This is a genomic window from Photorhabdus bodei, from assembly GCF_003287735.1.
Taxonomy (GTDB): Bacteria; Pseudomonadota; Gammaproteobacteria; order Enterobacterales; family Enterobacteriaceae; genus Photorhabdus; species Photorhabdus kayaii.
Window position 1 is genome coordinate 25,699 of the sequence record NZ_NSCM01000017.1, and the last position, 25,091, is coordinate 50,789.

The 25,091-nt window shown below is 41.6% G+C and carries 24 protein-coding genes and 3 pseudogenes; 14 read left to right on the top strand and 13 right to left on the bottom strand.

Translation table 11 applies throughout. From position 1 onward, the window contains the following. Positions 1–30: 30 nt before the first annotated feature. Genes CKY02_RS11890 through CKY02_RS11900 form a run of 3 tightly spaced genes read right to left on the bottom strand, consistent with a single transcriptional unit; the run spans position 31 to position 4,066 of the window. Positions 31–1,194, bottom strand: coding sequence for an RNA-binding domain-containing protein (locus CKY02_RS11890; RefSeq protein ID WP_036813449.1), 1,164 nt, complete (start codon positions 1,192–1,194; stop codon positions 31–33). Beyond that, on the bottom strand, positions 1,173–3,800 hold the full coding sequence (locus CKY02_RS11895; RefSeq protein ID WP_112895446.1) for a TrlF family AAA-like ATPase: 2,628 nt from the start codon (positions 3,798–3,800) through the stop codon (positions 1,173–1,175). Before CKY02_RS11895 ends, CKY02_RS11890 begins: the two co-directional genes overlap by 22 nt. Before the next feature lie 26 nt (positions 3,801–3,826). Further along, positions 3,827–4,066 carry an HTH-like domain-containing protein gene (locus tag CKY02_RS11900; RefSeq protein WP_112895447.1) on the bottom strand — a complete coding sequence of 80 codons (240 nt, stop codon included), beginning with the start codon at positions 4,064–4,066 and terminating at the stop codon, positions 3,827–3,829. 464 nt (positions 4,067–4,530) lie between these two features. Between CKY02_RS11900 and polA the strand changes: the two genes are divergently transcribed. Next, the gene (gene polA / locus CKY02_RS11905) at positions 4,531–7,320 is read left to right on the top strand and encodes a DNA polymerase I (RefSeq protein WP_112895448.1); all 2,790 of its coding nucleotides are present in this window, start codon (positions 4,531–4,533) and stop codon (positions 7,318–7,320) included. A gap of 157 nt (positions 7,321–7,477) precedes the next feature. Here polA and CKY02_RS11910 read toward each other — a convergent pair whose 3' ends face one another. Next, entirely contained in the window at positions 7,478–8,770 is a 1,293-nt protein-coding gene (locus CKY02_RS11910; protein WP_112895449.1) for an RCC1 domain-containing protein, read from the bottom strand. Between the two features lie 340 nt (positions 8,771–9,110). Here CKY02_RS11910 and spfP point away from each other — a divergent pair, with 340 nt between their 5' ends. Beyond that, on the top strand, positions 9,111–9,158 hold the full coding sequence (gene spfP / locus CKY02_RS26875; protein ID WP_438361642.1) for a small protein SpfP: 48 nt from the start codon (positions 9,111–9,113) through the stop codon (positions 9,156–9,158). A gap of 78 nt (positions 9,159–9,236) precedes the next feature. Here the strand turns inward: spfP and yihA are convergent, their stop codons facing one another. Continuing rightward, a complete protein-coding gene (gene yihA / locus CKY02_RS11915) occupies positions 9,237–9,869 on the bottom strand; it encodes a ribosome biogenesis GTP-binding protein YihA/YsxC (protein WP_112878135.1) in 633 nt (210 codons plus the stop codon). 306 nt (positions 9,870–10,175) lie between these two features. Here yihA and ppiA point away from each other — a divergent pair, with 306 nt between their 5' ends. Beyond that, a complete protein-coding gene (gene ppiA, locus CKY02_RS11920; protein WP_112895450.1) occupies positions 10,176–10,745 on the top strand; it encodes a peptidylprolyl isomerase A in 570 nt (189 codons plus the stop codon). A 99-nt stretch (positions 10,746–10,844) separates the two neighbouring features. Here ppiA and CKY02_RS11925 read toward each other — a convergent pair whose 3' ends face one another. Further along, positions 10,845–11,195, bottom strand: coding sequence for a YcgJ family protein (locus CKY02_RS11925; protein WP_112895451.1), 351 nt, complete (start codon positions 11,193–11,195; stop codon positions 10,845–10,847). A gap of 243 nt (positions 11,196–11,438) precedes the next feature. On the opposite strand from CKY02_RS11925, the gene CKY02_RS11930 reads away from it, so the two are divergent. Both CKY02_RS11930 and argD read left to right on the top strand, forming a co-directional pair. Then, the gene (locus CKY02_RS11930; protein ID WP_040149023.1) at positions 11,439–12,014 is read left to right on the top strand and encodes an aminodeoxychorismate synthase component II; all 576 of its coding nucleotides are present in this window, start codon (positions 11,439–11,441) and stop codon (positions 12,012–12,014) included. A 123-nt stretch (positions 12,015–12,137) separates the two neighbouring features. Beyond that, on the top strand, positions 12,138–13,349 hold the full coding sequence (argD, locus tag CKY02_RS11935) for a bifunctional acetylornithine/succinyldiaminopimelate transaminase (protein WP_112895452.1): 1,212 nt from the start codon (positions 12,138–12,140) through the stop codon (positions 13,347–13,349). Between the two features lie 49 nt (positions 13,350–13,398). Here the strand turns inward: argD and crp are convergent, their stop codons facing one another. Continuing rightward, positions 13,399–14,031 (bottom strand): cAMP-activated global transcriptional regulator CRP, encoded by a 633-nt coding sequence (gene crp, locus CKY02_RS11940; RefSeq protein ID WP_010848517.1) that lies wholly within the window; start codon positions 14,029–14,031, stop codon positions 13,399–13,401. Positions 14,032–14,350: 319 nt separating this feature from the next. Here crp and CKY02_RS11945 point away from each other — a divergent pair, with 319 nt between their 5' ends. After that, positions 14,351–14,758, top strand: a complete 408-nt coding sequence (locus tag CKY02_RS11945) for an OsmC family protein (protein ID WP_112878130.1) — start codon at positions 14,351–14,353, stop codon at positions 14,756–14,758. Positions 14,759–14,883: 125 nt separating this feature from the next. On the opposite strand, the gene CKY02_RS11950 is transcribed toward CKY02_RS11945, so the two are convergent. The 3 genes from CKY02_RS11950 to CKY02_RS11960 are packed head-to-tail and all read right to left on the bottom strand — an operon-like array spanning position 14,884 to position 16,967. Continuing rightward, complete coding sequence (locus tag CKY02_RS11950; RefSeq protein ID WP_058588694.1) at positions 14,884–15,753, bottom strand: phosphoribulokinase; 870 nt, start codon at positions 15,751–15,753, stop codon at positions 14,884–14,886. An 18-nt stretch (positions 15,754–15,771) separates the two neighbouring features. Further along, positions 15,772–15,990 carry a YheU family protein gene (locus tag CKY02_RS11955; protein WP_112878128.1) on the bottom strand — a complete coding sequence of 73 codons (219 nt, stop codon included), beginning with the start codon at positions 15,988–15,990 and terminating at the stop codon, positions 15,772–15,774. Further along, positions 15,987–16,967, bottom strand: coding sequence for a hydrolase (locus CKY02_RS11960; protein WP_112895453.1), 981 nt, complete (start codon positions 16,965–16,967; stop codon positions 15,987–15,989). The genes CKY02_RS11955 and CKY02_RS11960 overlap by 4 nt, the downstream gene beginning before the upstream one ends. 104 nt (positions 16,968–17,071) lie before the next feature. Here CKY02_RS11960 and CKY02_RS11965 point away from each other — a divergent pair, with 104 nt between their 5' ends. Then, positions 17,072–17,680: a LysE family translocator gene (locus CKY02_RS11965; RefSeq protein ID WP_112895454.1), complete on the top strand. Its 609-nt coding sequence runs from the start codon at positions 17,072–17,074 to the stop codon at positions 17,678–17,680. 40 nt (positions 17,681–17,720) lie between these two features. On the opposite strand, the gene murP is transcribed toward CKY02_RS11965, so the two are convergent. Together murP and murQ are read right to left on the bottom strand one after the other, a co-directional pair. Beyond that, positions 17,721–19,199, bottom strand: a complete 1,479-nt coding sequence (gene murP, locus CKY02_RS11970) for a PTS N-acetylmuramic acid transporter subunit IIBC (protein WP_112895455.1) — start codon at positions 19,197–19,199, stop codon at positions 17,721–17,723. Between the two features lie 29 nt (positions 19,200–19,228). Then, positions 19,229–20,134: an N-acetylmuramic acid 6-phosphate etherase gene (gene murQ, locus CKY02_RS11975; RefSeq protein WP_112895456.1), complete on the bottom strand. Its 906-nt coding sequence runs from the start codon at positions 20,132–20,134 to the stop codon at positions 19,229–19,231. Positions 20,135–20,335: 201 nt separating this feature from the next. Between murQ and CKY02_RS11980 the strand changes: the two genes are divergently transcribed. Then, on the top strand, positions 20,336–20,551 hold the full coding sequence (locus CKY02_RS11980) for a hypothetical protein (protein ID WP_040149012.1): 216 nt from the start codon (positions 20,336–20,338) through the stop codon (positions 20,549–20,551). A 36-nt stretch (positions 20,552–20,587) separates the two neighbouring features. Here the strand turns inward: CKY02_RS11980 and CKY02_RS11985 are convergent, their stop codons facing one another. Then, positions 20,588–21,067, bottom strand: a complete 480-nt coding sequence (locus CKY02_RS11985) for an Hcp family type VI secretion system effector (RefSeq protein WP_112895457.1) — start codon at positions 21,065–21,067, stop codon at positions 20,588–20,590. A 446-nt stretch (positions 21,068–21,513) separates the two neighbouring features. Here CKY02_RS11985 and CKY02_RS11990 point away from each other — a divergent pair, with 446 nt between their 5' ends. From CKY02_RS11990 to CKY02_RS12015, 6 genes and pseudogenes are all read left to right on the top strand, one after another. Beyond that, the gene (locus tag CKY02_RS11990; protein WP_036780271.1) at positions 21,514–21,726 is read left to right on the top strand and encodes a hypothetical protein; all 213 of its coding nucleotides are present in this window, start codon (positions 21,514–21,516) and stop codon (positions 21,724–21,726) included. A 119-nt stretch (positions 21,727–21,845) separates the two neighbouring features. Continuing rightward, positions 21,846–22,286, top strand: a pseudogene (locus tag CKY02_RS11995) (hypothetical protein); the annotation flags it as partial. Between the two features lie 125 nt (positions 22,287–22,411). Continuing rightward, a pseudogene (locus tag CKY02_RS12000) lies at positions 22,412–22,801 on the top strand (hypothetical protein); the annotation flags it as partial. Then, the gene (locus CKY02_RS12005; protein WP_112895458.1) at positions 22,791–23,192 is read left to right on the top strand and encodes a DUF1240 domain-containing protein; all 402 of its coding nucleotides are present in this window, start codon (positions 22,791–22,793) and stop codon (positions 23,190–23,192) included. The pseudogene CKY02_RS12000 and the gene CKY02_RS12005, both read left to right, overlap by 11 nt. Before the next feature lie 47 nt (positions 23,193–23,239). After that, positions 23,240–23,642 (top strand): annotated as a pseudogene (locus tag CKY02_RS12010) (DUF1240 domain-containing protein). 418 nt (positions 23,643–24,060) lie between these two features. Continuing rightward, positions 24,061–24,951, top strand: coding sequence for a LysR family transcriptional regulator (locus CKY02_RS12015; RefSeq protein WP_112895459.1), 891 nt, complete (start codon positions 24,061–24,063; stop codon positions 24,949–24,951). Positions 24,952–25,091 lie beyond the last annotated feature (140 nt).

Sequence of the window (25,091 nt, forward strand, 5' to 3'; positions counted from 1 at the left end):
GTGGAAAATATTCAGTGAAGTGATTTGGAGTCACTCATTGGGTAACACTCGGCTAATGATAGCTTTGAATGTATTTCCCTCCCTATTATCAATCAATTCAATATCTGGGTATGCTTTGATTGCACGTTTAATGCCACTTCCCAAACCTCTGTATGGCAATACCTTAGAAGCAAATGAAGCCAAGATTGGGTTGCGAATATTTGAGTTCCCCATCTTAATGTTCTCAATGGTTAAATTATTGGGTAAATGGCCGGGGCTAATAATTTCAATTCGATCTGCAAAAACCAGCACTTTAACGGGGGCTGACACAAAGTAATCGCGATGAATAAGCGCATTGGAAATCAGCTCTTCTAAAACAATCCTCGGGATTTCAGCCTCGCCAAGTGAGTTAAAGCTCTGCTTATTTTGAATATGTCGTATATTTGCCAATACAAACCCCAGCACCTTTTGGAACACATCCGACAACTTGCCATTGATATCTTGACTATCAATATAGTGCTCATCTTCAATATCCACGCCGGGGAAGGCAACAGCCTTTACGATAAATACAGGAAGGCGAATCTGAGGCCGCGATGCAAACAACAAAGTACCACAAATATTCAACTGACCATTTTTAGCCAAATTCATATTCTCTAAAAGCTGAGAGCGAGATACACCTTGTTCCTCAACCCTCTCTCCGTATTCCCCCTCGAAAAACGAATCAAAGAACTCCTGATCGATGTCGGCTACTGACGTACCACTTACCGGTGTCTCATCTGCATGAATCAGTGCCGCCTCCTGAAACATTCGCTGCAACTCTTCGCGAGCGGTCACCCTTCGCTTATCAGAACCATTTTTCACCCAAACATAGCCCTGAGTATCCATATAAGGTTTACTGATGCCTTGCTCTATATGTACTGCAATGACCAGGCCATCGGGGAGTTGAATGTTTTCCGTAACAGGATTTATTGGGGGGCGAACATTATTTGTAGCAGCATTCGCTATGATTTGATTAATTCGACCGATATCTTCTCTCGTCAATCCAGATCGAGACCCATCGCCATTGTTAACACCAATGAGAATTAAGCCTCCAGTACCATTGGAAAACGCTACCATTTCGGCACCTAACGAAGATGCATTGTTGACGTCTGCTTTAAATTGATGGCGGCTATCTTCATCACGTGCAATTATTGCTAAGAGTTCTTGGGTTTCCATGCTTCATATACCTGTTTACGTTTCTCGAAGGCTTCTGCACCGCCTTCCATAATACCGACTATACGCTGCTGAACATCCGCGCAGTCAATGCTGCCACTGACAATATTAATATGATCATCCTGATATTCACAGGCGATGACTTGCTCAGCATCGCCTAACACTGGAATGTTGGCGTTATGAGTGGCAAAGACGAACTGCGTTTTTGGCTTTAACTCACGAATAAGCTTGATAACATCGTCATAGATCGTCTGGTTATCCAAGTCGTCTTCTGGTTGATCTATGATCACAACATCATTTTCTTGTTGGCTTAGAACAAACAGTATTAATGCAGATGCGCGTTGCCCTAATGAATGATGAGCCAGAGCCTTACCGTGGTATTCAATGGTGAAAACATTCGGCACCTGCCAAGTCAGCAAAGCGTCTAGATTATCTTCAAAACACTGCCAGAAGGTATCGAACGAACCACCAAGCAGCGCTTTCAATTTATCCTTTTCTCGCCATGCCTCACCAAAATCGCTGAACTTATTCACTACTGTTTGCAATTTAGTTTCTCGAATACGGCTGCCGCGGAATAAATCCTGAATATGCTTGAGCATGGCCGCTTTGTTATCTTTAAATTTCGGCACAATTTTTAACGGCGAATCCACTCGATTGATTTTATTCAGCACTTGCTCAATAGCGCAGTATTCTTCAAACCAAAGACTATTCAGTTGAACCAATTCCCGTTCAACTCCTTGATTCAAATCCGTATATTGCTGCTCACTCTTGGTCAATACAGCCAGCATTTGCTCAGCATGATCGAGCTGACTTTTAAGCTGCTTAAACTCTTGCGGACTGATTGCTTGTGCACCCGCTTGTTGAAACTCACTGGCTAACTTGCGCTCGATTTCCGCAAATTCTTCTTTCAACGCTTGTTTTTGTTGTTGAAAGCCCACCAACTTTTGCTGCAATTGCTGAACTGTCGCTTGATCACTTCCAGCCACTTGCTTAATTTCGTCAAAGCCAGTGAGCAACTGTTGATAGACCGCAAAAAAGTCATCAAAAAAAGGCTGATTCTGTGCTGACTTATACAGAATCTGGTTTTTCAGTTCATCTTCAAAGCTGGCAATAAAGCTATTTAGCTCGGTCAGATAATGCTGTGCCCCTTGGATCATCTGCTGCGCTTTGCGCTCATCCCGATCAAAATCAATCTGCTTTTGCAATTTGGCTTCTACGCCGTGTTGCTGGTAAAACCTTAACTTAAACTCAACATCCTGCTTTTTTTGCTGCCACTCTTGTTTCTGCAAGGCATCACGGGTTAAACGTTTAATCTGATCAATAGCATCCACTACACGCTGACGGCCTTGCTCTATCTTTTGGCGAACAGAAATTAAAGCTTCCCCAACCAGCTTTTCAATTAGGTCTTTTTCAAATCCAGCGCCAGTGCTCGACAAGTCTTTTTGACCAAAGTAAATGGGTTGATGTAGGACGGTTTCTCGAATCGACACACCCGGCTGTAATTGCCCGTTAACATATACATCAGGGCGTTCACCTAATATACGTCGTATCTGGTAAGGTTGGCCTCGCCGGTCAATCGCGTCGATAGTGATCTTCCCGCCACTACATAGTAGGTGCTTAACTAAACCTTCTTTGTATTCAACGTCAGAGGACTTATCGCCAAACGGGATATTCAGGGCATAGCGAATGCCTTCCAATACGGAAGATTTGCCACTGCCACGAATGCCAATCAGAGTATTCAGTTCCGGAGATAGACAGATTTTAGTGCCACCTAAGGTGCCTACACCTTCAAAACTGATTTTACGAATAAACGAATGGCGATAGTTAGGTAGCTTAGCTTGTACGCGGGATCTCTTATCCCGCAGGGCAAACTTTACAGCCTCAAAGCTGAACGCACCGAGTTTGAGATAACTGGCTTCCTTTCTGGCCGACATATCGGCAAGGTTCTTAGCATCGCAACCTTCCACTTCAGCAGGATATAAGTCACCCAGTGCTTGCTGGATCTTAGAGCGCTCATCTCGGGTGCGAACCTTTTGGAATGCCAAAGCTCTGCATTGAACAAAAGCATTGTCGAAAAGTTCTTTTATCCGACCCGGCAATAAACCACCCCATAAACCGTTGGGTGCTTCCACATGAGCAAAAACTAAAAAGTAGTCTTTGTGATAACCATCCAAAATTTTAATGGTTTTGAGAATATCGTGATTCGAACGCGCATTTTCCTGCTCAAAATTAGCTTTCCCGGCAAAGGTCACATTGAGAAAGTCTTGGATATAATTTTTTTGTTCCTTGTTGCTTATCCACTCATCGGAAAACACCACTAGGGTATGCACACCCGCGTTCCCATCTTTTACCGAGAGCTCAATACCGGGCAGCAGACCAATGCCGGATTTTTGGGCCTTTTTGCGCAGACTCTTAAATTCAGACATATCGAACTTGTTATGGTTGGTAATCACACCAAGGCCAATACCGGCATCTTTTAGCGAATGTACGTATTGATTCACGTAGTCGTTATCTGCACCCGTGTATTTGAACTCTTTATCCGCACGGGTGTGGAGGTGAAAATCCGTCTTGAGCCACCGGCTGCCATATTCAAAAGTGTCGTCACTCATTAATACCCCCTTCCAAAAATATTTTGTTAAAGAAGATTCGTGTCAAGACCAGCAGCTTTAAGATGAGAGGTCAAATTACGCATTTTACTAAACTCCGCGTCGAAGTTCGGGTGAAGACTTACTCCTTCACAAAACTCCCTCGCTGTAATGTGTTTTAATTCGTCGGCATGCTTGAGCATTTGTAAATGTAACTCAACCGTAAACTGGTTTCTTGGCGCTTTGTCAAAAGCAAGCTTTATGCGTCTGTAAATCTCGTTTTCACTCATATTTAACACTACTAACGTGCTCATATAAAGGATATAAAAAAGCAAGAATTGACATTGAAATCGAACAACTTCTGGTAAGACAAAAGTAAGTTACATCACAAACGGCCTACCCACCAACTTGAGAATCTTTGGCACAATGCATGCTAAAAAGATTTTATGTAAAACAAACACTGGTTATATCCACAACTCCGTGATCTATAAAGCAATATGACAGTTTAATGACTAAGATTATAAGTCATTGATTTTTTACCTGAGGTTGATAAGTTTTTTTTATCAACGATCGATACCTAAATAAAGCTTGTAATATCTATACACAAAGTTATCCACAGAATTTATAGCAGGATGTGAATATTTTAATCGGGTTTCAGCAAAGAAAATTCACATAAAATTCGTTTCCTACTGCTTGCTGTGGCATCCTATTTCCTTATCACACCCGTAACAGATACAGATAATAAAGAAGATTTATGGCTCAGATAGCAGACAATCCCCTGATTTTGGTTGATGGCTCCTCATACCTTTATCGTGCTTATCATGCTTTCCCTCCGCTGATGAATAGCGCAGGAGAGCCGACCGGAGCAATGTATGGTGTATTGAATATGCTACGCAGCTTGATAATGCAGTACAAACCAAGCCATGTAGCGGTGGTATTTGATGCTAAAGGCAAAACTTTTCGTGATGAATTGTTCGCTGAGTATAAGTCTCATCGTCCTCCTATGCCGGATGATCTGCGTACTCAAATAGAACCGCTACATCAGATGGTCGAAGCTATGGGATTACCATTGCTGGTGGTGCCAGGAGTAGAAGCTGATGATGTTATCGGGACTTTGGCGTTACAGGCAGAAAAAGAGGGGCGTGCGGTACTTATCAGCACTGGCGATAAAGATATGGCGCAACTGGTCACGCCGAGTATCACGCTTATTAATACCATGAATAACACCATTTTGGGGCCGGAAGACGTCGTTGAAAAGTATGGTGTGCCGCCAGATCTGATTATCGATTTTCTGGCATTGATGGGAGACTCTTCTGACAATATTCCTGGTGTACCTGGGGTGGGAGAAAAAACCGCACTGGGATTACTGCAAGGGATTGGTGGCATGGATGATATCTTTGCCAATTTGGATAAAATTGCCGGGCTCAGTTTCCGTGGGGCGAAAACGCTGGCGGATAAGATGGTGCAGCATAAAGATGTCGCTTATCTCTCCTATAAACTGGCAACTATCAAAACAGATGTTGAGTTGGATAAAACCTGTGTTGCTTTGTCAGTCAAAGAGCCTGATACGGAGAAACTGCATCAGTTGTTTTCTCGTTATGAGTTCAAACGCTGGTTAAGTGATGTGGCAAACGGCGATTGGCTGGCAGAGAAAGGCAAAAAACCGGTATCCACTGGTAATGATGAATCATCTCCGACGGAAGATAAATCTGTTGCGGCCACACTCTCTTCTGATAATTATCAGACTATTCTTGATCAGCAAAGCTTTGATGAGTGGATTGAGAAGTTGAAAAAAGCGCCTGTTTTTGCTTTTGATACTGAAACTGACAGCCTTGATACTTTGACTGCTAATCTGGTGGGGGTGTCATTTGCAATTTCTGCCGGCGATGCGGCTTATCTACCTCTAGGCCATGACTATCTGGGGGCGCCTGAACAACTTGACAGAGAAGTTGTGTTGGCTGCATTAAAACCGCTACTTGAAGATAGTAACCTGCTGAAAATTGGTCAGAATATTAAGTTTGATCGTGGTGTGTTGGCGCGTTACGGCATTGAACTGCAAGGCATTGCTTACGATACCATGCTGGAATCTTACGTACTTAATAGCGTTGCAGGTATGGGTCGGCATGATATGGATAGCTTGGCTGAGCGTCATCTGAATCATAGGACCACGACTTTTGAAGAGATTGCTGGTAAAGGTAAAAATCAACTCACTTTTAATCAGGTCCCGGTAGAGCAGGCCGCAATGTACGCCGCAGAAGATGCAGATGTCACTTTATTGCTGCATCAGGTTATGTGGCCGCAATTGGAGAAAGCGCCGACGCTAGAAAAGGTATTTCTGAATACAGAAATGCCACTGGTCATGGTGCTTTCCCGTATGGAACGTACAGGTGTGCTAATTGATGCAAATATTTTGGCTGAGCATTCAAAAGAGATCACCGCCCGTCTGGATGAGTTGGAAAAAGAAGCACATGAATTGGCAGGTGAGGTTTTCAATCTGGCTTCGCCAAAACAGTTACAGACGATATTGTTTGAAAAATTGCAATTGCCGGTGGTAAAAAAAACGCCGGGCGGTGCTCCATCTACGAATGAAGAAGTATTGGAAGAGTTGGCAGATACCCATGTATTGCCGAAAGTGATCTTAGAGCATCGTGGGCTGGCAAAATTGAAATCCACTTACACCGATAAATTACCACAGATGGTCCATCCGCTGACCAAACGGGTGCATACTTCTTATCACCAAGCGGTAACGGCAACCGGGCGTCTCTCTTCACGTGATCCTAATTTGCAAAATATTCCTGTCCGTAATGAAGAGGGCCGCCGCATTCGTCAGGCATTTGTGGCACCTGAAAGTTACCGGATTATGGCCGCTGACTATTCTCAGATTGAGTTGCGGATTATGGCCCATTTATCTCAAGATCAAGGGTTGTTGAAAGCTTTTGCTGAGGGGCAAGACATTCACCGGGCAACGGCGGCGGAAGTCTTTGGTTTGCCACTGGAACAGGTAACCAGTGAGCAGCGCCGTAGTGCTAAGGCGATTAACTTTGGTTTGATCTATGGTATGAGTGCATTTGGTCTTTCCCGTCAGTTAGGTATTCCTCGCGGTGAAGCTCAACGCTATATGGATCTCTATTTTGAGCGCTATCCGGGGGTATTGGCGTATATGGAGCGTACTCGTAAACAAGCGGAAGAGCAGGGTTACGTTGAAACGCTGGATGGCCGTCGTCTTTATCTGTCGGATATCAAATCTCGCAATGCCATGCGCCGTAAGGCAGCAGAACGTGAAGCTATTAACGCGCCAATGCAGGGAACCGCGGCGGATATCATCAAAAAAGCAATGATTGCGGTGGATGATTGGATTGTCAGTGAAGAACCGAAAGTTCGTATGATTATGCAGGTTCACGATGAGCTGGTATTTGAAGTCCATGAGTCACAACTTGAATATGCAGAACAGAAAATTCGTGAATTAATGGAGAAGAGTATGGTGCTTGATGTCCCGTTGAAAGTGGATGTAGGTATCGGTGACAATTGGGATCAGGCGCACTGATATGCCAGCTTAATAAACGATAGGCTGAGCTAATACAGTTAAAAACATCAACAACTGCGTTGGGACATTGGTTCTTCCTGATGCCAACGCAGTATGTTAAGCCTTTTTCCCTTTGGTTTAACATGTTAAGTGATTATAAGCCATGTGCAATGATGCATTAGTCATATTCACCATGCGCTACAAAATCTCCGCCTCCCCAGGCTACTCTCTTGCCGTTTGCTCGCAAGGCTGAAAAACTACGGGGTGTTGACGTCAGGCTGATAACGTCTTTTAAGTTCGCAATCTCAGGTGGAAGTTTGCCGCCATTATATATATCTCCCCAGGCGACTATGCTGCGGTCTGCTCGTAGGGCTGCAAAGGCATCACTTGATGCACTTAGGCTGATGACATTCTGTACCTGGGTGGCGTCATATGGGACCTGCTCAATACTCTCTATTGTTCCCCAAGTAACCACGCTACGATTTGTTCGCAGGGCAGTGAAAGCTGAGCTTGTTGTGATGAGGTCAACGATATCGTTTAATGCAGCAATTTCTGGTGGGATTGATGTGTTTCCCCAAGCGACAATACTACGGTTTGCTCGTAGAGCTATAAATGTGCCGCCCGAACCGGTTAAATTAATAATATCTTGTAGTTGGGCAATGGCAGGCGGAACCGTGCCGCTCCTGCTTGCATCTCCCCAGGCAACGACGCTGCGGTTTGCCCGTATGGCTGCGAATGCAGTACCTGTTTGACTCAGGCTAACGATATCTTGTAATTGAGCAATTGCTGGTGGAACTTGACCGCCAAACAGTGAGTATCCCCAAGCAACCACACTGCGGTTTGCCCGTAAGGCCGCGAAGGTTGAGTACATGTCGTTTTTGCCAAGCACACTGACGATGTCCTGTAGTTGGGTAATCTCGGGTGGGAGCACTCCAGCTAAACGCCCCCAAGCAACTATGCTGCGGTTTGCCCGCAGAGCCAAGAAAGCATTACCTGATGCAGTTATACTGACAATGTCCTGTAATTGGGCAACTTCTGGTGTAACTTGGCCACCATAGCGATTATCTCCCCAAGCAACTACGCTACCATTTGCTCGCAGAGCTGAGAAGGCGTTAGCCGTTGAACTCAGGCTAACAATATCCTTTAGTTGAGCAATGTCGGGAGGAAGTTGTCCACCGTTAACTGAATTTCCCCAGGCAACCACGCTGCGATCTGCTCGTAAAGCCGCGAATGCATATTGTGTTGAACTCAGGCTAACGATATCTCGTAATACAGCAATGTCAGGTGGAATTTGACCGCCAAGATGTGGAAGTCCCCAGGTAATTACACTGCCATTCTGCAATAACATAGCGGTTGCTCCGATGGTGGATGCGAGAGCTATATTATTGCTGCAATAGACATTTTCTTCCCATTCTAATAGAGAGTTACTATTGTTACTTATACCTAATGAAGCATTATCATGCTGGTCCATTATTATTCTCCTGGTTAAGGTCGTATCGGATTTATTCTTATTCATAAGGCGTTTATACGAAAAATCATGCCCATTGAGAGGGAGTGTAACAGTTATTTTACTCTTACTAAGTAATATTATTAGTTAAATAAATTTTTTGTATTCACTTGTACCGATTTGTTGTCCATGTAATGCATATTAGATCTAGATCGCATAAATATGTAATTAAACTACATTTAATGTTGTCAAAATGAGCAAAATTCTGGGCTGAATCGAGATAATTTCTGAAAATAAATTACAAAAAGGCTTTTTCTAATAAATAAAATAGGGTAGAGTTATTGGCGTAGGGTACAGAGGTAAGATGTTCTATCTTTCAGACCTTTTACTTCACGTAATCGGATTTAGCTGAATATTAGCTGCCCCAGTCAATTTTGACTGGGGCATTTTTTTCATCTGAATTTAATTGGTGGGAATGAAAAAGACTGTATTAACTATGGTTTTCAACTTGAACGGCTTTCTGGCTGAACCATATATCCAGTTTTTGTTGTAGTTTATCGATACCGATTTTTTTCGGGGCTGAGAAATATTCCACTTGAATATCCCCATTCAGCGCGAGTAAGGTGTCACGAACCTTATTCAGTTGACTTTTACGGGCGCCAGATGCCAGTTTGTCGGCTTTAGTCAATAACACCATAACCGGTACTTGCATTGCGACTGCCCATTGGATCATCTGCTGATCAAGATCTTTCAATGGGTGACGGATATCCATCAGTACGACCAGCCCGATCAGGCATTCACGTTTTTGTAGATATTCACCCAATGCTTTTTGCCATTTGCGTTTCATCTCTTCTGGTACTTCGGCATAGCCATAACCCGGTAAGTCAACCAGGCTAATACCTTCTTCTACTTCGAATAAATTGATGAGTTGAGTTCGGCCAGGCGTTTTACTGGTACGGGCGAGGCTTTTCTGTTTCGTCAGAGCATTCAGAGCGCTAGATTTACCTGCATTTGAGCGACCGGCAAACGCGACTTCAATGCCCATATCTTGAGGCAGATGGCGAATATCAGGTGCGCTCGTGATAAAACGGGTCATATGATAGTTGTGGTTTTTGATGGTCAAAATGATTATCTCCCTGAGAAATGCGCCGAATATATGGCAAAGAAGATTATACCGATAGCCACTGTTGGTTGACAGGATTAAAAATAATGACATATTTCTGATGGGTTGAACCAAGCTTGCTATTTTGTTACTGATGACGCTCGGTTTATGAAATAAAATCTAACCTGTTATTGAAAGAATACATTTTTCTTCAAAGCACCAGTCGATTGATAGCGTAAATGTAGGTAAATATTAAGCACGATGTTGAAGAGATTATTAGAATTGATTCAGTTTGTGTTGTTGACCTTAATAATATAGGAACCCAGAATGTTTAAACGTATTTTAGTAGCACTTGTAACTGCATGCTCTCTGAGCGCAATGGCGCCTCTGGCTTTGGCGGTGGGAGAAATCCACGTGAAGCTGACAACAACGGAGGGTAATATTGAACTGGAATTAAATAATCAGAAAGCTCCAATTACAACGAAAAACTTTATTGAATACGTCAATGAGGGTTATTACAACAATACAATCTTCCATCGGGTAATCCCTGGATTTATGGTGCAGGGTGGTGGTTTTACCAAAGATTTGCAGCAAAAAGCGACTAAAGCTGCTATTAAAAATGAGGCAGATAATGGACTGCGTAATTTACGCGGAACTATCTCTATGGCACGTACCGCTGATAAAGACAGCGCCACCAGCCAATTTTTTATTAACGTAGCGGATAATGCTTTCCTTGATCACGGTCAGCGTGACTTTGGCTATGCAGTATTTGGTAAAGTCGTAAAAGGTATGGATGTTGTGGATAAAATTTCTCAAGTCAAAACGGAAAACGTTGGTCCATATCAGAATGTACCGGTTAAACCTGTTGTTATTCTGTCGGCGGAGATTATTCCTTAATTTTTTCCTCTCACTTTGGCTGTGGCAGTTTCTGGTCTTCCGGTTAACTCTCATCAGATTAACAAACTGGCCTGCATTAAATGAAGGCCAGTTTCGCCGTTATTCATATATCTTTTGGGTAAATTCTTTATTTACTTCGGTTCGTGGATAATATCTGTCTTTGTAACATTTTTTCTCTTTACTCTCACAGTGTACCCCATTACTTAAAGTGTAAGATGAAAAGTCAATATATTGCCCATCACCAAACTCTTTTTTCAGGCGTCCTGCGGCTCTTTTCCCTAAATACCTTTCGGTTAATTTTAGCGATAGCCCTTGTTGATCAGCGCAATATTTTCCTTTTTTATCACAAACCACCCCTTTTTCCGGGAAGAAAATGTTAGCAGTTTTAGTAACAGCCAGCGTGGAGAAGGACAGTGAAAAAAGAGATGCTATAATCAGTTTTGTCTTCATAACAATTACCTTTACTTATTGAATATCAAAATAGAGCATATGTTTCGTAGGGTATGAGAGTAAGTTGATTAAGGAAAAAACAGCCATTGATTTTGTTGTACTATGCTACAAATATTGATGTGCTATGATAGCCGCCCCGTTGTCGCGAGGTCGTTTTACCTGGAGCCAGTTGTGCAGGATAAACAAATTGCAGGAGTGGCAGGGCAACAAATACAGCGATAAAAATGAGTAGGATAGACTCCTATGTTACTAATAATAGATAACTATGATTCTTTTACATATAACTTATATCAATATTTTTGTGAATTGGGTACGGATGTTTTAGTTAAGCGTAATGATGAACTGCAACTTGAAGATATTGAGAGATTGATGCCCACTCATCTGGTGATTTCCCCAGGCCCTTGTACCCCAAATGAAGCTGGCATTTCTCTGGCTGCGATTTCTCATTTTTCGGATAAGTTGCCGATTCTTGGTGTTTGTCTTGGACATCAGGCAATTGGGCAGGCGTTTGGTGCCAGCGTGGTAAAAGCCAGGGAAGTGATGCATGGAAAAACTTCTGCTATTCACCATAATCAGCAAGGCGTGTTCAAAGGGCTTAACCGACCATTAACCGCGACTCGTTACCATTCATTGGTGATTGCCGCAGAGACATTACCAGCCTCATTTGAAGTCACCGCATGGAGCCAGCATAACGGCAATGTCGATGAAATTATGGGCATTCGTCATCGCACTCTACCGCTGGAAGGGGTGCAGTTCCACCCTGAAAGTATTCTCAGTGAGCAAGGTCACCAGTTGCTGAGCAACTTTCTGAGATATTAACCAGATACCGATAATTTCTTCATTTATCCATCTTTTTCATTTGCCCATCTTTGATTTTTTATGCATATTCAGTGATTATAATTTCACTTTTGAATGGCGTGTATATAGAAAACGGGTGGGAAAATGAAGGAGCATACCGCAGTAGATAGAAACGCATACGATCAAGTTATGTTGCCAATTTATTCACCAGCGCAGTTTATTCCGGTGACAGGGCAAGGTAGTCGTGTATGGGATCAGCAAGGGAAGGAGTATATTGATTTTGCGGGAGGGATTGCTGTTGTGGCTTTGGGCCATTGTCATCCTGCGTTAGTGGATGTTTTGAAGCAGCAAGGGGAGAAACTTTGGCATATCAGTAACATTTTTACCAATGAACCGGCTTTGATTTTGGCGCAGAAACTGATTGATGCGACTTTTGCTGAGCGGGTATTTTTTGCCAACTCAGGAGCAGAAGCGAATGAAGCGGCATTTAAACTGGCTCGCCACTATGCCATTACGCGTCACAGTCCCTATAAAACCAAAATTATCGCATTTCATCAGGGTTTTCATGGTCGCACCTTATTTACTGCCTCCGTGGGTGGTCAGCCAAAATATGCTGATGGTTTTGGGCCAAAACCCGCGGATATTATTCATGTGCCTTTTAATGACTTAGATGCAGTAAAGGCCGTCATAGATGACCATACTTGTGCTGTTGTATTGGAGCCTGTACAGGGAGAAGGGGGAGTCACGCCGGCAGCACCGGTATTTATTCGTGGGTTGCGTGAGCTTTGCGATAAGCATCAGGTGCTGTTGGTTTTTGATGAAGTGCAAAGTGGGATGGGACGTACTGGTAAGCTATTTTCTTATATGTATTATGATGTTACGCCGGACATCATTACCACGGCAAAAGCATTGGGAAATGGCTTCCCTATTAGCGCCATGCTGACGACAGAGAATATTGCTTCAGCGATGACGCCGGGAACTCACGGTACAACTTACGGCGGTAATCCGTTGGCTTGTGCAGTTGCAAATGCTGCTTTTGATATTATTAATACACCAACAGTTCTGGAGGGAGTTGAGAAACGCCATAATTTGATGATGAATTTTCTGAATGATATCAATCAGAAACATTCGATATTTGGTGAAATCCGAGGAAAGGGTTTGCTGATTGGTGCGGAACTCAAAGCACCATATCAGGGAAAAGCCAAAGATATTCTGCAACTGGCGGCTGAAAATGGCTTAATGTTGTTGAGTGCGGGTGGTGGTGTACTGCGTTTCACGCCTTCGTTGATTATTAGTGAAGAAGAGATTGCTCGAGGAATGGAGCGGTTAGAGCAGGCAATTAACCAGTTGGTGTAATTAAATACAAGAGAAATCAGCGCAGGATTATGCGCTGATTAATCAGGCGTTAACGTGTACCGTAAACAACAATAGTTTTACCGTGTGCGGAGATCAAGTTTTGATCTTCTAGCATTTTCAGAATGCGGCCAACTGTTTCGCGGGAACAGCCAACAATCTGGCCAATTTCCTGACGCGTGATTTTGATTTGCATTCCGTCCGGGTGGGTCATTGCATCTGGTTGTTTCGCCAGATTCAATAAAGTTTGGGCAATCCGGCCGGTAACATCCAGGAAAGCCAGATTACCGACTTTCTCAGAAGTTGTTTGCAAACGGTTTGCCATTTGGGCAGATAAACGCATCAAAATATCCGGGTTTACCTGAATCAGTTGACGGAATTTTTTATAGGAGATTTCAGCTACTTCACAGGCGCTTTTGGCCCGTACCCAGGCTGTACGCTCTTGCCCCTCTTCAAATAATCCAAGTTCACCAATGAAATCCCCCTGATTTAAATAGGAGAGGATCATCTCTTTGCCTTCTTCATCTTTAATCAAAACCGCAACAGAGCCTTTTACGATGTAGTAAAGCGTCTCTGCTTTTTCGCCTTGATGAATAAGCGTACTTTTAGATGGATATTTATGAATATGGCAGTGTGACAAAAACCATTCAAGAGTGGGGTCTGTTTGTGGCTTGCCGAGAACCATTCGTTTCATCCTCTGTTGTTATCGCTGCCTAAATAACACGAGAATCTAAAAGTTTCTCGTCAGGCTGGCTTATAAAGACACTAGCTTAACATTAGTTTGTTGAAAAACCGACAGGTAAGGGTTTTATATAGGTTATCTGAAATTTGAACCCTAGGGTATTGATCTTAACCTATATATACCTGGCCCACTTCTGTTTTTAACACAGGAAAAGGCTTCTGTCTTGTCTTGTATTGTTTCAGCATAATAAACCGCTCATTAGATTGCTAGCTTAATACTGAAAGAGTAGGCTTGGATGCAAAGAACGACTTAAGAGGTATTTATGCAAGCGCGGGTAAAATGGGTTGAAGGATTGTCTCTTTTGGGGGAGTCATCTTCCGGTCATCAGATCATGATGGATGGTAATGCCGGCGATAAGGCACCGAGTCCAATGGAAATGGTATTAATAGCAGCAGGTGGTTGCAGTACGGTTGATGTAGTTTCTATTTTGCAGAAAGGCAGGTATGACATCAGAGATTGTGAAGTAAAATTAACTTCCCGCCGTCGTGAAGAGGTGCCACGCTTGTTTACTCATATTAATCTGCATTTTATTGTTACGGGTAAGGATTTAATAGATAAAGCGGTTGAACGTGCAGTCATGCTTTCCGCGGAAAAATATTGCTCTGTTTCGTTGATGTTGGGGAAATCAGTTGAAATTACCCACAGTTTTGAAATTAAAGAGATAGATTGAGAAATTATTTTTGATTAAAAAATAACAACAGGTAACTAATTATCTCAGTTACCTGTTTTTTTAACTGAATAATATAAGATGCAAATTTTAAGTACTGGATTTGCTAAATTGACCTCAGGCGCTGATTAACAAATCTTTTCCCCTTCCAGTAATCGCTGTACCAATGGCGTCATAATTAATTCCATTGCTAATCCCATTTTTCCACCGGGGACCACGATGGTATTAATGCTTGAAACGAATGAGCCTTGTAACATTGCTAACAAGTATGGGAAATCAATTTGAGTCAGATCACGGAAGCGGATGACAATAAAACTTTCATCCAGTGATGGAATGGCTTTGGCTGAGAATGGATTGGATGTATCAACGGTAGGGACACGTTGGAAGTTGATATGTGTTCGCGAGAATTGTGGCGTAATGTAGTTAATATAATCATCCATAGAACGCACGACGGAATCCATCACAGCTTCCTGCGAGTGTCCTCGTTCTCCGGTATCGCGGACAAGTTTCTGTATCCATTCAAGGTTGACAATCGGCACGACGCCCACGAGCAGATCAACATGACTGGCAACATTATGTTGTGGTGTGACAACGCCACCGTGCAGACCTTCATAAAACAGCACATCAGTCTGCTTGGGTAAGGATTCCCACGGCGTAAAGGTACCGGGGAGCTGGTTGTAAGGGACGGCATCGTCATAGGTATGAAGATATTTCCGACGGCGGCCTTCACCGGTTTCACCATAATCGATCATGGTTTTTTCCAGCATGCCAAAATCATTGGCTTCTGGCCCAAAATAACTGATATGCCTGCCTTGCTCTTTGGCTTTACGGATTGCGGCATCCATTTCAGGGCGGGTGTAACGGTGGAAACTATCTCCTTCTATCTGCGCGGCACTGATGTTAAGTTGCTGGAAAATCTTACGGAAAGCTAAACTGGTTGTTGTTGTTCCGGCACCGCTGGAGCCGGTAATTGCAATAATCGGATGTTTGACAGACATTCAGTAAACTCCATAATGTTAAGAATGGAACATTTCTTTTGGCACAATATTGATGCTCTCATGCAGTTCAGACCACACCAGCATAACATCTCCCCGTTTCAACTGACGGCGAATGTCAGCGACCTTCTGCTCCAGCGATTTTTCATCTTCGCCATAATCAGTGCCTTCCCGCAAGATAAAACTCTCTATCAAATTTAGCAGAGTTTCTGGTTCCAGTTGTTGCCACGGAATAATCATTGTGGTTGCTCCAGATAAGATGACAGCCAATTTGGGATGCGTTGTTCCAGCCACATTTGTGGTTTCTTCAACGAGCCACTGACAAAGCCGACATGTCCACCATATTCTGTCATTTGATATTCAATATTTTTGGGTAACATTTTGAGATCAGGGACAACTTCCGGTGCCATAAAAGGATCGTCTTTAGCATGAATAATCAGCAGTGGCACAGTAATATCAGGCAGACGCGGCAGAGCACTGCACTGGCGGTAGTAGTCCGCTGCATTTTTAAAGCCGTGGATTTTTGCGGTTACAATTTCATCAAATTCTCGAATATGTTTCAATCTTTTTACCTGAGACAGATTAATGGGGAGTGAACCGGGGTAGCGTAACAATTTACGGGTGGCATTACGTTTCAGGCTATTGAGTAAATAGCGTTCATAGACATGAGAAAATCCTTTCTCTATCCGCAGGGAGCAGGCTGCCAGCATCAGAGGCGCGGAAACAATAACGGCAGCATTGATCTGAGCATCTGTTTTTTCTTCTGCCAGATAGCAGGCCAGCATATTACCGCCGACTGAATAACCTACGGCTGATGTGGGGGCATCACCGTAGGTCTGTTTTAACCAGCTTAGAAAATAACGGGCATCGCTTGTTTCGCCAGAATGATAGAGGCGTTTTTGGCGGTTTGGTTCACCACTGCATCCGCGGAAATGCATGACAACACCAAGCCAGCCTTTTTTCTGGCAGACATGAAGCAAACCGTGGGCATAAGGGCTGCGGAAACTGCCTTCCAGACCATGAAATAGGATCAATCGTGGCTTGTGTGCTGCGGTGGCGGGATCTTCACTCCACGCCAGATCAACAAAATCGTTATCCGGTAAACTAAGTCGTTGCCAATAGGGCTGCAGTTCAGGATACCGCCGCACCAGACGCGGGAGTAGTGTCTGCACATGCGGATTACTGGCTCCGGTGAGAGGACGAAAGATATCAGTCATAATAGTTTCGAGTTAAATTGATTAGTTATCTTGTATGGTGAATAACATACTGATATTTTCTATGGAAGGGAAACGCCATTATTCAGGATGAAAGGTAACTCTTCATGACAGCAAGCCTAATTTTTTCATTAACAGCTTTTTTATTTATTTCTTCCATTACGCCGGGGCCAAACAACATGTTGCTGACGTCATCAGGCGCTAACTTCGGCTTTATCCGCTCTTTGGGATTGCTCTTTGGCGTTGTTCTGGGCATGCAGACGATTTTATATCTGGCTGCTTTCGGAATAGCGGCGTTGCTGTTGGTTTATCCTGCTATTCACACGGTTATGAAAATTGCAGGTAGCCTCTATTTGCTGTGGTTGGCATGGAAAACAGCAACAGCCAGTTACCGACGTCTGGATACCAAAGATAGCGCTGTTATTAAGCCAGTGCGGTGGTATCAAGGTTGGTTATTGCAGTTTTTGAATCCGAAGGCCTGGCTGATGGGGTTGGGTGCGGTTGGCAGCTACAGTATTGTTGGTGATCATTACCTCTATTCCATCATCGTGATCAGTGTCGTGGTGATGTTTATTAATTTCTTGTGCGGCCTGGTGTGGGCGGGTTTTGGTTCATTGATTGGGACGTTACTCCGTAGTCGCAATGCTTGGTTTCTGTTCAATATTACGATGGGTATATTGACGGCAACCTGCGTGCCATTGATTTGGCTTGGGTAATTCATCCATAAATTGCATTTTGGTTATAAAGAATATTTATTCATTCTTTTTGGCTTTGGACATCGGCTTTAAGCGTCTCTATTTTTTTACTTCCGAAGATCAGGGTCAGCATAAAACCACTGATATAAGCAACCACCAGCCCGGCAGCATACACTGCCATTCCGACAAAAATACCACTGTTCGAGGTCATCAGTGGCAGTGCTACCAATCCAGATGGACCAAAAACCGTATTCAACCCAACAGGTAATCCTAAATAAGCCACCAAACCGATAAAGAAACCACCGGCGGCACCGCCTAAACAGGCGGTGATAAAGGGTTTAATCCGTGGAAGTGTGACTCCGTAAATCAACGGCTCACCGATGCCGAGCAAGCCTGGAATAATCGCGCCTTTTATCTGCGTACGCAGCAGCGAGTCTTTTTTCGCTTTGACATACAGTGCCAGCGCTGCACCAACTTGCCCGCCGCCCGCCATTGCAAGGATTGGGAACAGAGAATTAAAGCCTTGTGCGTCCATTAGTGCGAAATAGACCGGAACAAACCCTTGGTGAACACCAAACATAACCGCGAGTAAAAATAGCCCGGCCAATATCGCCGTACCAAAAGGATTACCGTTGAGGTGAAGAAATAGCCATGACATGCCGCTAAACAGATAACTCCCCAATGGCATGATAATAATAAAGGTGATTGCTCCCACGATTAGCAGCGTAATAGCCGAGGTCAGGATCATATCCAGATTGTCTGGAATGATCTTACGAACTTGTCGTTCTACCCATGCTCCCAGAATAGCGGCAATAAGAACGCCGATAATATTGCCGCGTGGATCGATGCTATAACTAAAGAAAGTAGAAATACCGGAATAAAAACCGCTGGTGGCATCCGGGTTATAACTGAGTACAAACAGCGAAGCAATAATGGCACCGTTTATTCCCGAACCGCCAAATGCTTTTTGCGCGTTATAACCGATCAGAATACTCAGAAAGCTGAACATGCCTTTACTGAAAACTTTCATATAGCCGATGATTTCAACCAAAACAGTATTAGGGTGTTTAACGCCTTGAATAGCTATCTGTTCAAATAAAGTGGCAAAGCCGAGAAGCAAGCCAACGGCAATAAAACCGGGGATCAGTGGGGTAAAAATGGTAGCGAACTTGGTCAGGAATTTGTGTACCGCGCTTACCTGTTTCTCTTTAAGTTGCTTTTTATTTGCAGAAGCAATATTGGTTAAATCAGTGCCGCTTGGTTTTGAGGGTTCTGTATGGGTAGAAGAATTTAGCAATTCATTCATTATTTCAGCCGCTGCTTGGGCTTTTCCCGGCCCAAGAACAATCTGAAACTGATTGTCGCTTTCGACAATACCTAACACATTCGGGATCTGTTTTAACGCGGCTTTATCCACCAGAGTATTATCATGCAATGTCAATCGCAGACGGGTCATACAGTTGCCGCATTGCGCCACATTATCCGCATTGCCGATAGCTTTAAGGATCTGAGCAATGACTGTCTGATTAATTTTAGCCATCTTATTACTCCTTCTCAGCAGGGAAATCGTTACCGAACGGCTGAGATCGTCGGTCGAATAAAACCGTGATGTTTTTCCAGTAAAGTCTTTGCTTGTTGAGCGCTGACGCCAGCCAGAATCATCACAATGGCGGTTTTACAATGCCCATCACATTCCGTTAATGCCTGCTCTGCTTGTTCACGATTGCATTCTGTGGCGGCCATAACGATATTTTTCTGCCTTTCAACCAGCTTGGCATTCGTCGCTTCTACGTCCACCATCAGGTTGCTATAAACTTTGCCTATACGAATCATGGCACCGGTGGTCAACATATTCAGAATTAACTTTTGCGCGGTACCGGCTTTCATACGTGATGAACCTGTGACAATTTCCGGCCCCACTATCGGTGTAATGGCGATATCGGCTGCTTGTGTCATCGGGCTTTCCGGGTTACAGCTAATGCAGGCAACGGTGGTGCCAACGGATTTCGCATACGCCATCGCACCCAAGACATAAGGTGTACGGCCGCTGGCGGCAATACCAACCAATACATCTTTTGCATTAAAGTTTAGCGCTTGAAGATCATTTACGCCCAGTTGTTGGTTATCTTCTGCATTTTCAACGGCGCTTAGGATGGCCTGATGCCCGCCGGCAATTAATCCAACCACTTGTTCCGGTTTGGCGCCATAAGTAGGCGGACACTCACTGGCATCCAAAATCCCTAATCGGCCCGATGTCCCGGCACCGATATAAATTAAACGACCTCCCTGACGAAACGCTTCGGCAATTTTATCTACGATTTCAGCGATTTTCGGCAAAGTTTGCTCTACAGCCAGTGCGACCTTTTTATCTTCATCGTTAATCAGTTTTAGCATTTCAAGGGTCGGCAAAGTATCAATATTGGCACTGACGGGATTGCGGCTTTCAGTGACCATATTGTTGAGATTGATTTTCATATTGTTTTCCTGATGGAATATTCTTGAAGTGATAAATAGTTATTTACTCTTCTTTGTCATAAAGAGCAAATTTGGTCAATGTTTCGATAAAAGTGATAGCTTTGTGAATGCATTTTATGGGGTGTAGAGCAAAAAGGGCTATAAATCGGGAAAGATGATATAATTTCTGTATTTGTTGAAATGATGAATTAGGATATTAATATGAATGAAAAAAGAAGGATTTTTAGTAAGGCATGGTTCAAGGATCTTTTTTTTATATGGATTAAAGATCTTTTATGGAACACAATCCCTTTTATAGTGATTATAGCTTGGTCGGCTATGGCCGCCGGTTGTTTTCCTGATATGTGGGGTCGATTGACATTATTAGGTATTGTTGTTGTTACCATTTTTGTTTTTTTGCGTATTAGAAAGAGTTAAGCATATATAAATATACATGCCTAACTCGGTTTATTTTCAATAAACTCTATCATCCCATATACTGTAAGCAGATGTGCCGGCGGTTATGTGATTCCAGGATATGGATCTATATTTGAGAAAGACTTTTTCGTACGGCATCACTTCATTATCATTTATTGAGTGCGGGTAAACGCAAGCAATATCAGTAATACTCGCTTCTGTTAATTTGACCTCATAGAAAAGTTCTAATTGTCCAGCCATATTTGTTCTGTAAAAGAAGAAAATCGCATTGATTAGCTCGTTTGAAGATATTGCGGAGGCTAACAGCGGGGATGATTTATCTATTGGCTTGAGAAATTGTATAGGGTGATGATCGACATGTTGTTGGCGAGTTATCGAGTGCTTTAAACTCAATATTTGTATTTGATCTTCGTGCCCATTTTGATATCGGTTCCCTATAGAGTCTAGCGTTGAATAACCGGCAGAAATTAAACCTTGCTTCTTACCATTTAACGATAAATAGATTATATGTGACATAAGCGATTACCATACAAATTCTTTATTTAAGTTACCTAAAACGATATGTTTAGGCTGTCAAGATACGACCTTAACACTAAAATATAAAGAAATTAAGAGTTCAATGTTGGTTTTTTTCTTAAAGGGTAGAAACAGTGATAAAGAATAAAAAATTCTTTGTTCGATGATGTATTTATTACTTTCACGCTTAAACATCAGCTGTTATTTTTGTATTGCTATACAGGAACTTAACTGTTGATAAATAACGTTTCATAATTCTGCTACACATAGCCTTATTCAACCCATTGTTATACATAGAATTATGGGTGGCATAAGATGTAGCACTATTTTGGAATCTTATTTATTCTACGGTTGTTTAATTTTTTGCTATTATATGGTCGACATGGCTATTTCTTATGTAATATAGTGCGGTATTTGAACCTTTAATTGTTAATGGGATTAGCCGTATGAACGATAGAGATAGACAACAGTTATTACAACAGCTCACCGACGTATTAATGAATAGTCCGTTAATCCCAGAGGAAAAACTGGCAATGATGATGATGCAGTGTTTTCAGCTATTATTGTCAACTCAAGCCAGTGCGATTGATATGAAGACTTCAGATGGCCGCGTCCTTTCACTCAAATTGGAAATGGAAGCTCCGGCGGTTAAACACTGATGTGATGATTTTTGATTTTAAAGTGCCTATCCCAATAGTCTTATTGGGATAGGCAGTAAGAATATTAAAAGGGTTTCACAATGACATATAAAAAATACAACCCCTCGCCAGAGGGCTATATGGGGGATTTCCTGAGAGGTCAGGTTGGGGTTAACCAATTAAAACCTCAGCATGAATTCTTTGATGCCATTGGTCTTGAAAAGCAGTTGAGTGATAATACAACCTATATTGCGTTACTCTCGTTAGAAGAGGCGAAAGATGTTCTGGAGGAGCTTGATTCGCCGAAGCCAAAAAGTCCATTTATAAAGAAGATATTTGAGATTACCGATCCCATATCACCTTATGCAGGTAACATACATGATTCTTTTGATCTCTTTAATGTTATAGGTGAGTTTAAAACATTAGGAATTAAAGCCACAGAGTATGTGGGTAAGGATGGAAACAGATATATTAAAATATCGGGTTATGCGGGCGTTAGAAAGATCATCACTGCTTCAAGATACAAAGCTTCTAATATGAAGGTGATATCTATGGGGATTGGGCAGCAAGGACTAAATAGCGGTATATACCCTATGGATTTCAAGATGCATCGCGGCGGCAAAGGAGCGAATCCCCGGGAGCATAGGTAACTATGTGACCGGGGTGAGTGAGTGCAGCCAACAAAGAGGCAACTTGAAAGATGACGGGTATAGTTAAAGGAATGAAGTTTAGTATATTCTTTTCCGCGGCTTATCGAACGGTTGAGCTTATGTTTAAGGATGAATACACACTGGCTGATTTTCTAGGTAATATTGCGGTAGATCTGGCTAAGGCAGTAGTAGTAGCTTTTGTTTCTTGGGTTGTTGGGTCTGTAATGATATCTACATCTGTTTTCACTTTTGGTATAATTGTTGTAGCTGGTATTGTGTTTGGTATAGGTGTTTTAACGGTGTATATACTTGATAGCGTAGATAAAAAATTTAGAATTAGTGAAACTATCATTAATCTCCTCAAAGAAGAAATTGAAAGAAAACCAAGAACTCCAGAAGCTAATTTCAATCAATTCCTTAATAACTGGGGGAGTTATGGAAAATAAAAAAAAGGTTATACATATCATCGTTGCTGCTGCTACTTTTATTTTAGTATCATTAGGGTTATTTTTGACAGGGGAAAATTTGGTTTCTTTAGTTAAGATGGATGAGAAAATAACATTCTCAAGTAGTGTTTTTATGATATTTTTCTTTTCTCCTTTGATTTCGTATTGTATGGTTTCTATTATTTTTTCTAATATAACAAACCGTTGCCCAAAATACCATGATAGTTTCATAAAATACTTTGGTTCGATAGCCATTATTTCACTTTTTTTAAGTTTTCCCATATCTTTCTATGTGAATTATAAACTGAAAAGTGATAACTATTTGGTATGCCCAAGAATATCTTGGATGTCGCCTAATACCTATGTGAAAGATATGAAGTTATGTGATTGATATTGTTGTATTTGACTTCAATCAATTCCTTAATAACTGGGGGACTTATGGTAAATAAAAAAAAGACTATACAGATCCTCGGTGCTCTTGCTCTTTTTATTTTAGCATCATTAGGACTCTTTTTAACAGGGGGGAATCTAATTTCTTTAGTTGAGATGGATGAGGAAATAACATTCTCAAGTAATGTTTTTATAATATTTTTTTCTTTTCCTTTGATTTCTTACACTACATTTCTTATTATTTTTTTTTACTGTGACTGATCATTATCCAAAGCATAATGATAAATTTGTTAAATGTTTTTTTTCGATAGCTATTGTTGCACTTTTTTTAAGTTTTCCAATATCTTTCTATGTGCATTATAAGTTGAAAAGTGATGGCTATTTGGTATGTCCAAGAATATCCTGGATGTCGCCTAATACTTATGTGAAAGATATTAAACTATGTGATTGATATTAGTCTTATTGGTGGAGGGAGGAGAGGTTTTATTTAAAAATGAGAATTAATAGTTATATTTTCAGAATGATGCTTACCTGCTATATTTCGCTATCCTATATAGTAGGAAATACATGTCATTAGGTGCATAGGAATGACTATAGGGAAAACAGCTAAAAATCGGGAAATTTCTTATCTTCTAACGAATTTAATTTAAGTGAATTACTTACCCATTTATCTTAGAAGGTAAGAAGGAATTATGGTATTAATAAAATCTATATTTATATTGACAACATTTTTATAATAAATTAATTGATCATCTTATAATTGTTGTTTAATCTCTATTTAATTAATTTCAGTTAAGTCTAAATAATTTAGTTCATTATTGAAATAATAACGTAAGAAAGTATGAAAGATAAACCTGAATGGTGGAGATATGGATATACGTAATCTCAAAGCTTTTATCGTGTTAGCTGAAACACTTAATTATCATAAGGCTTCTCAAATACTACATATTTCTCAACCTGCACTGACTAAGAAAGTTAATGCACTGGAAGCGGAATTTGGGGCTCTTTTGTTTTCCAGAGGACCAGGTGGTACTAGGTTGACTGATTTTGGACAAAAAACCTTTGAGAATGCTCAGAAATTACTGGGTCATTTTGAGCAATTTCAGATTCAGGTTAATCATGATTTGCAAGATGATGCGCCACATTACCTTTATGTTAGCTCTTGTTTTCCTATTTATGATTCTGGAAAAATGGAAGAGCGAATTTTTCTAGGTAGGAAGGAAAAAGCCGTGCTGGTGCTAATTACTGGTCTGACATTTGAGCAGCAAATGAATCTATTAAACTCTGGTTTATTACATATCGCCATTGTTCCTCTACCATTGACTTCATCACTTATGCCTAGAAAGATTTTTACTGAAAAACTCGTTTACCTTTTTAAAAAAGGCAGTGATTGGTTTCGGCATTTTACAGAATTAAGTGCTGAAATGGCATCGTTGTATCAGCTTATTGACATGGATGAGAATGATATCCCAATTGATTTTATTGATGGTATTAACTCATTTTCTATTTATGATAACAGTATGAATTTAATGTTAAAAACGAATGATATTATGGTGATGATTGAATTAATAATTAAACGTAATGGTTTTTCCTTAATTCCAGAAAAAATTATTCGCTCAATTCCATCACAATATTTGGATTTATTAGAAGTGTTAAAAACCGATATGGAGATTGATTTTGGTATCTTATGGAGTCCAATTATCAATTATGAATTGATAAATGAAGCGGAGTTATTCTCTTCACTGATTGATAATGTGTAAAAGAGGCAGATTGAAAGATAACGGGTATATTGTAATGTAGAAGAGGGGAATGTTTTTATTAATTATCTAACCTCTGGTTAAATAATAATGATTTTGTCGTGCCTGATAAATCTATCATTATTATGAGGGTAAATCAGGTA

Coding starts and splice junctions, on each gene's coding strand:
- CKY02_RS11890 (WP_036813449.1), bottom strand. CDS start 1,194: ATGGAAACCCAAGAACTCTTAGCAATAATTGCACGTGATGAAGATAGC.
- CKY02_RS11895 (WP_112895446.1), bottom strand. CDS start 3,800: ATGAGTGACGACACTTTTGAATATGGCAGCCGGTGGCTCAAGACGGAT.
- CKY02_RS11900 (WP_112895447.1), bottom strand. CDS start 4,066: ATGAGTGAAAACGAGATTTACAGACGCATAAAGCTTGCTTTTGACAAA.
- polA (WP_112895448.1), top strand. CDS start 4,531: ATGGCTCAGATAGCAGACAATCCCCTGATTTTGGTTGATGGCTCCTCA.
- CKY02_RS11910 (WP_112895449.1), bottom strand. CDS start 8,770: ATGGACCAGCATGATAATGCTTCATTAGGTATAAGTAACAATAGTAAC.
- ppiA (WP_112895450.1), top strand. CDS start 10,176: ATGTTTAAACGTATTTTAGTAGCACTTGTAACTGCATGCTCTCTGAGC.
- CKY02_RS11925 (WP_112895451.1), bottom strand. CDS start 11,195: ATGAAGACAAAACTGATTATAGCATCTCTTTTTTCACTGTCCTTCTCC.
- CKY02_RS11930 (WP_040149023.1), top strand. CDS start 11,439: ATGTTACTAATAATAGATAACTATGATTCTTTTACATATAACTTATAT.
- argD (WP_112895452.1), top strand. CDS start 12,138: ATGAAGGAGCATACCGCAGTAGATAGAAACGCATACGATCAAGTTATG.
- crp (WP_010848517.1), bottom strand. CDS start 14,031: ATGGTTCTCGGCAAGCCACAAACAGACCCCACTCTTGAATGGTTTTTG.
- CKY02_RS11945 (WP_112878130.1), top strand. CDS start 14,351: ATGCAAGCGCGGGTAAAATGGGTTGAAGGATTGTCTCTTTTGGGGGAG.
- CKY02_RS11950 (WP_058588694.1), bottom strand. CDS start 15,753: ATGTCTGTCAAACATCCGATTATTGCAATTACCGGCTCCAGCGGTGCC.
- CKY02_RS11955 (WP_112878128.1), bottom strand. CDS start 15,990: ATGATTATTCCGTGGCAACAACTGGAACCAGAAACTCTGCTAAATTTG.
- CKY02_RS11960 (WP_112895453.1), bottom strand. CDS start 16,967: ATGACTGATATCTTTCGTCCTCTCACCGGAGCCAGTAATCCGCATGTG.
- CKY02_RS11965 (WP_112895454.1), top strand. CDS start 17,072: ATGACAGCAAGCCTAATTTTTTCATTAACAGCTTTTTTATTTATTTCT.
- murP (WP_112895455.1), bottom strand. CDS start 19,199: ATGGCTAAAATTAATCAGACAGTCATTGCTCAGATCCTTAAAGCTATC.
- murQ (WP_112895456.1), bottom strand. CDS start 20,134: ATGAAAATCAATCTCAACAATATGGTCACTGAAAGCCGCAATCCCGTC.
- CKY02_RS11980 (WP_040149012.1), top strand. CDS start 20,336: ATGAATGAAAAAAGAAGGATTTTTAGTAAGGCATGGTTCAAGGATCTT.
- CKY02_RS11985 (WP_112895457.1), bottom strand. CDS start 21,067: ATGTCACATATAATCTATTTATCGTTAAATGGTAAGAAGCAAGGTTTA.
- CKY02_RS11990 (WP_036780271.1), top strand. CDS start 21,514: ATGAACGATAGAGATAGACAACAGTTATTACAACAGCTCACCGACGTA.
- CKY02_RS12005 (WP_112895458.1), top strand. CDS start 22,791: ATGGAAAATAAAAAAAAGGTTATACATATCATCGTTGCTGCTGCTACT.
- CKY02_RS12015 (WP_112895459.1), top strand. CDS start 24,061: ATGGATATACGTAATCTCAAAGCTTTTATCGTGTTAGCTGAAACACTT.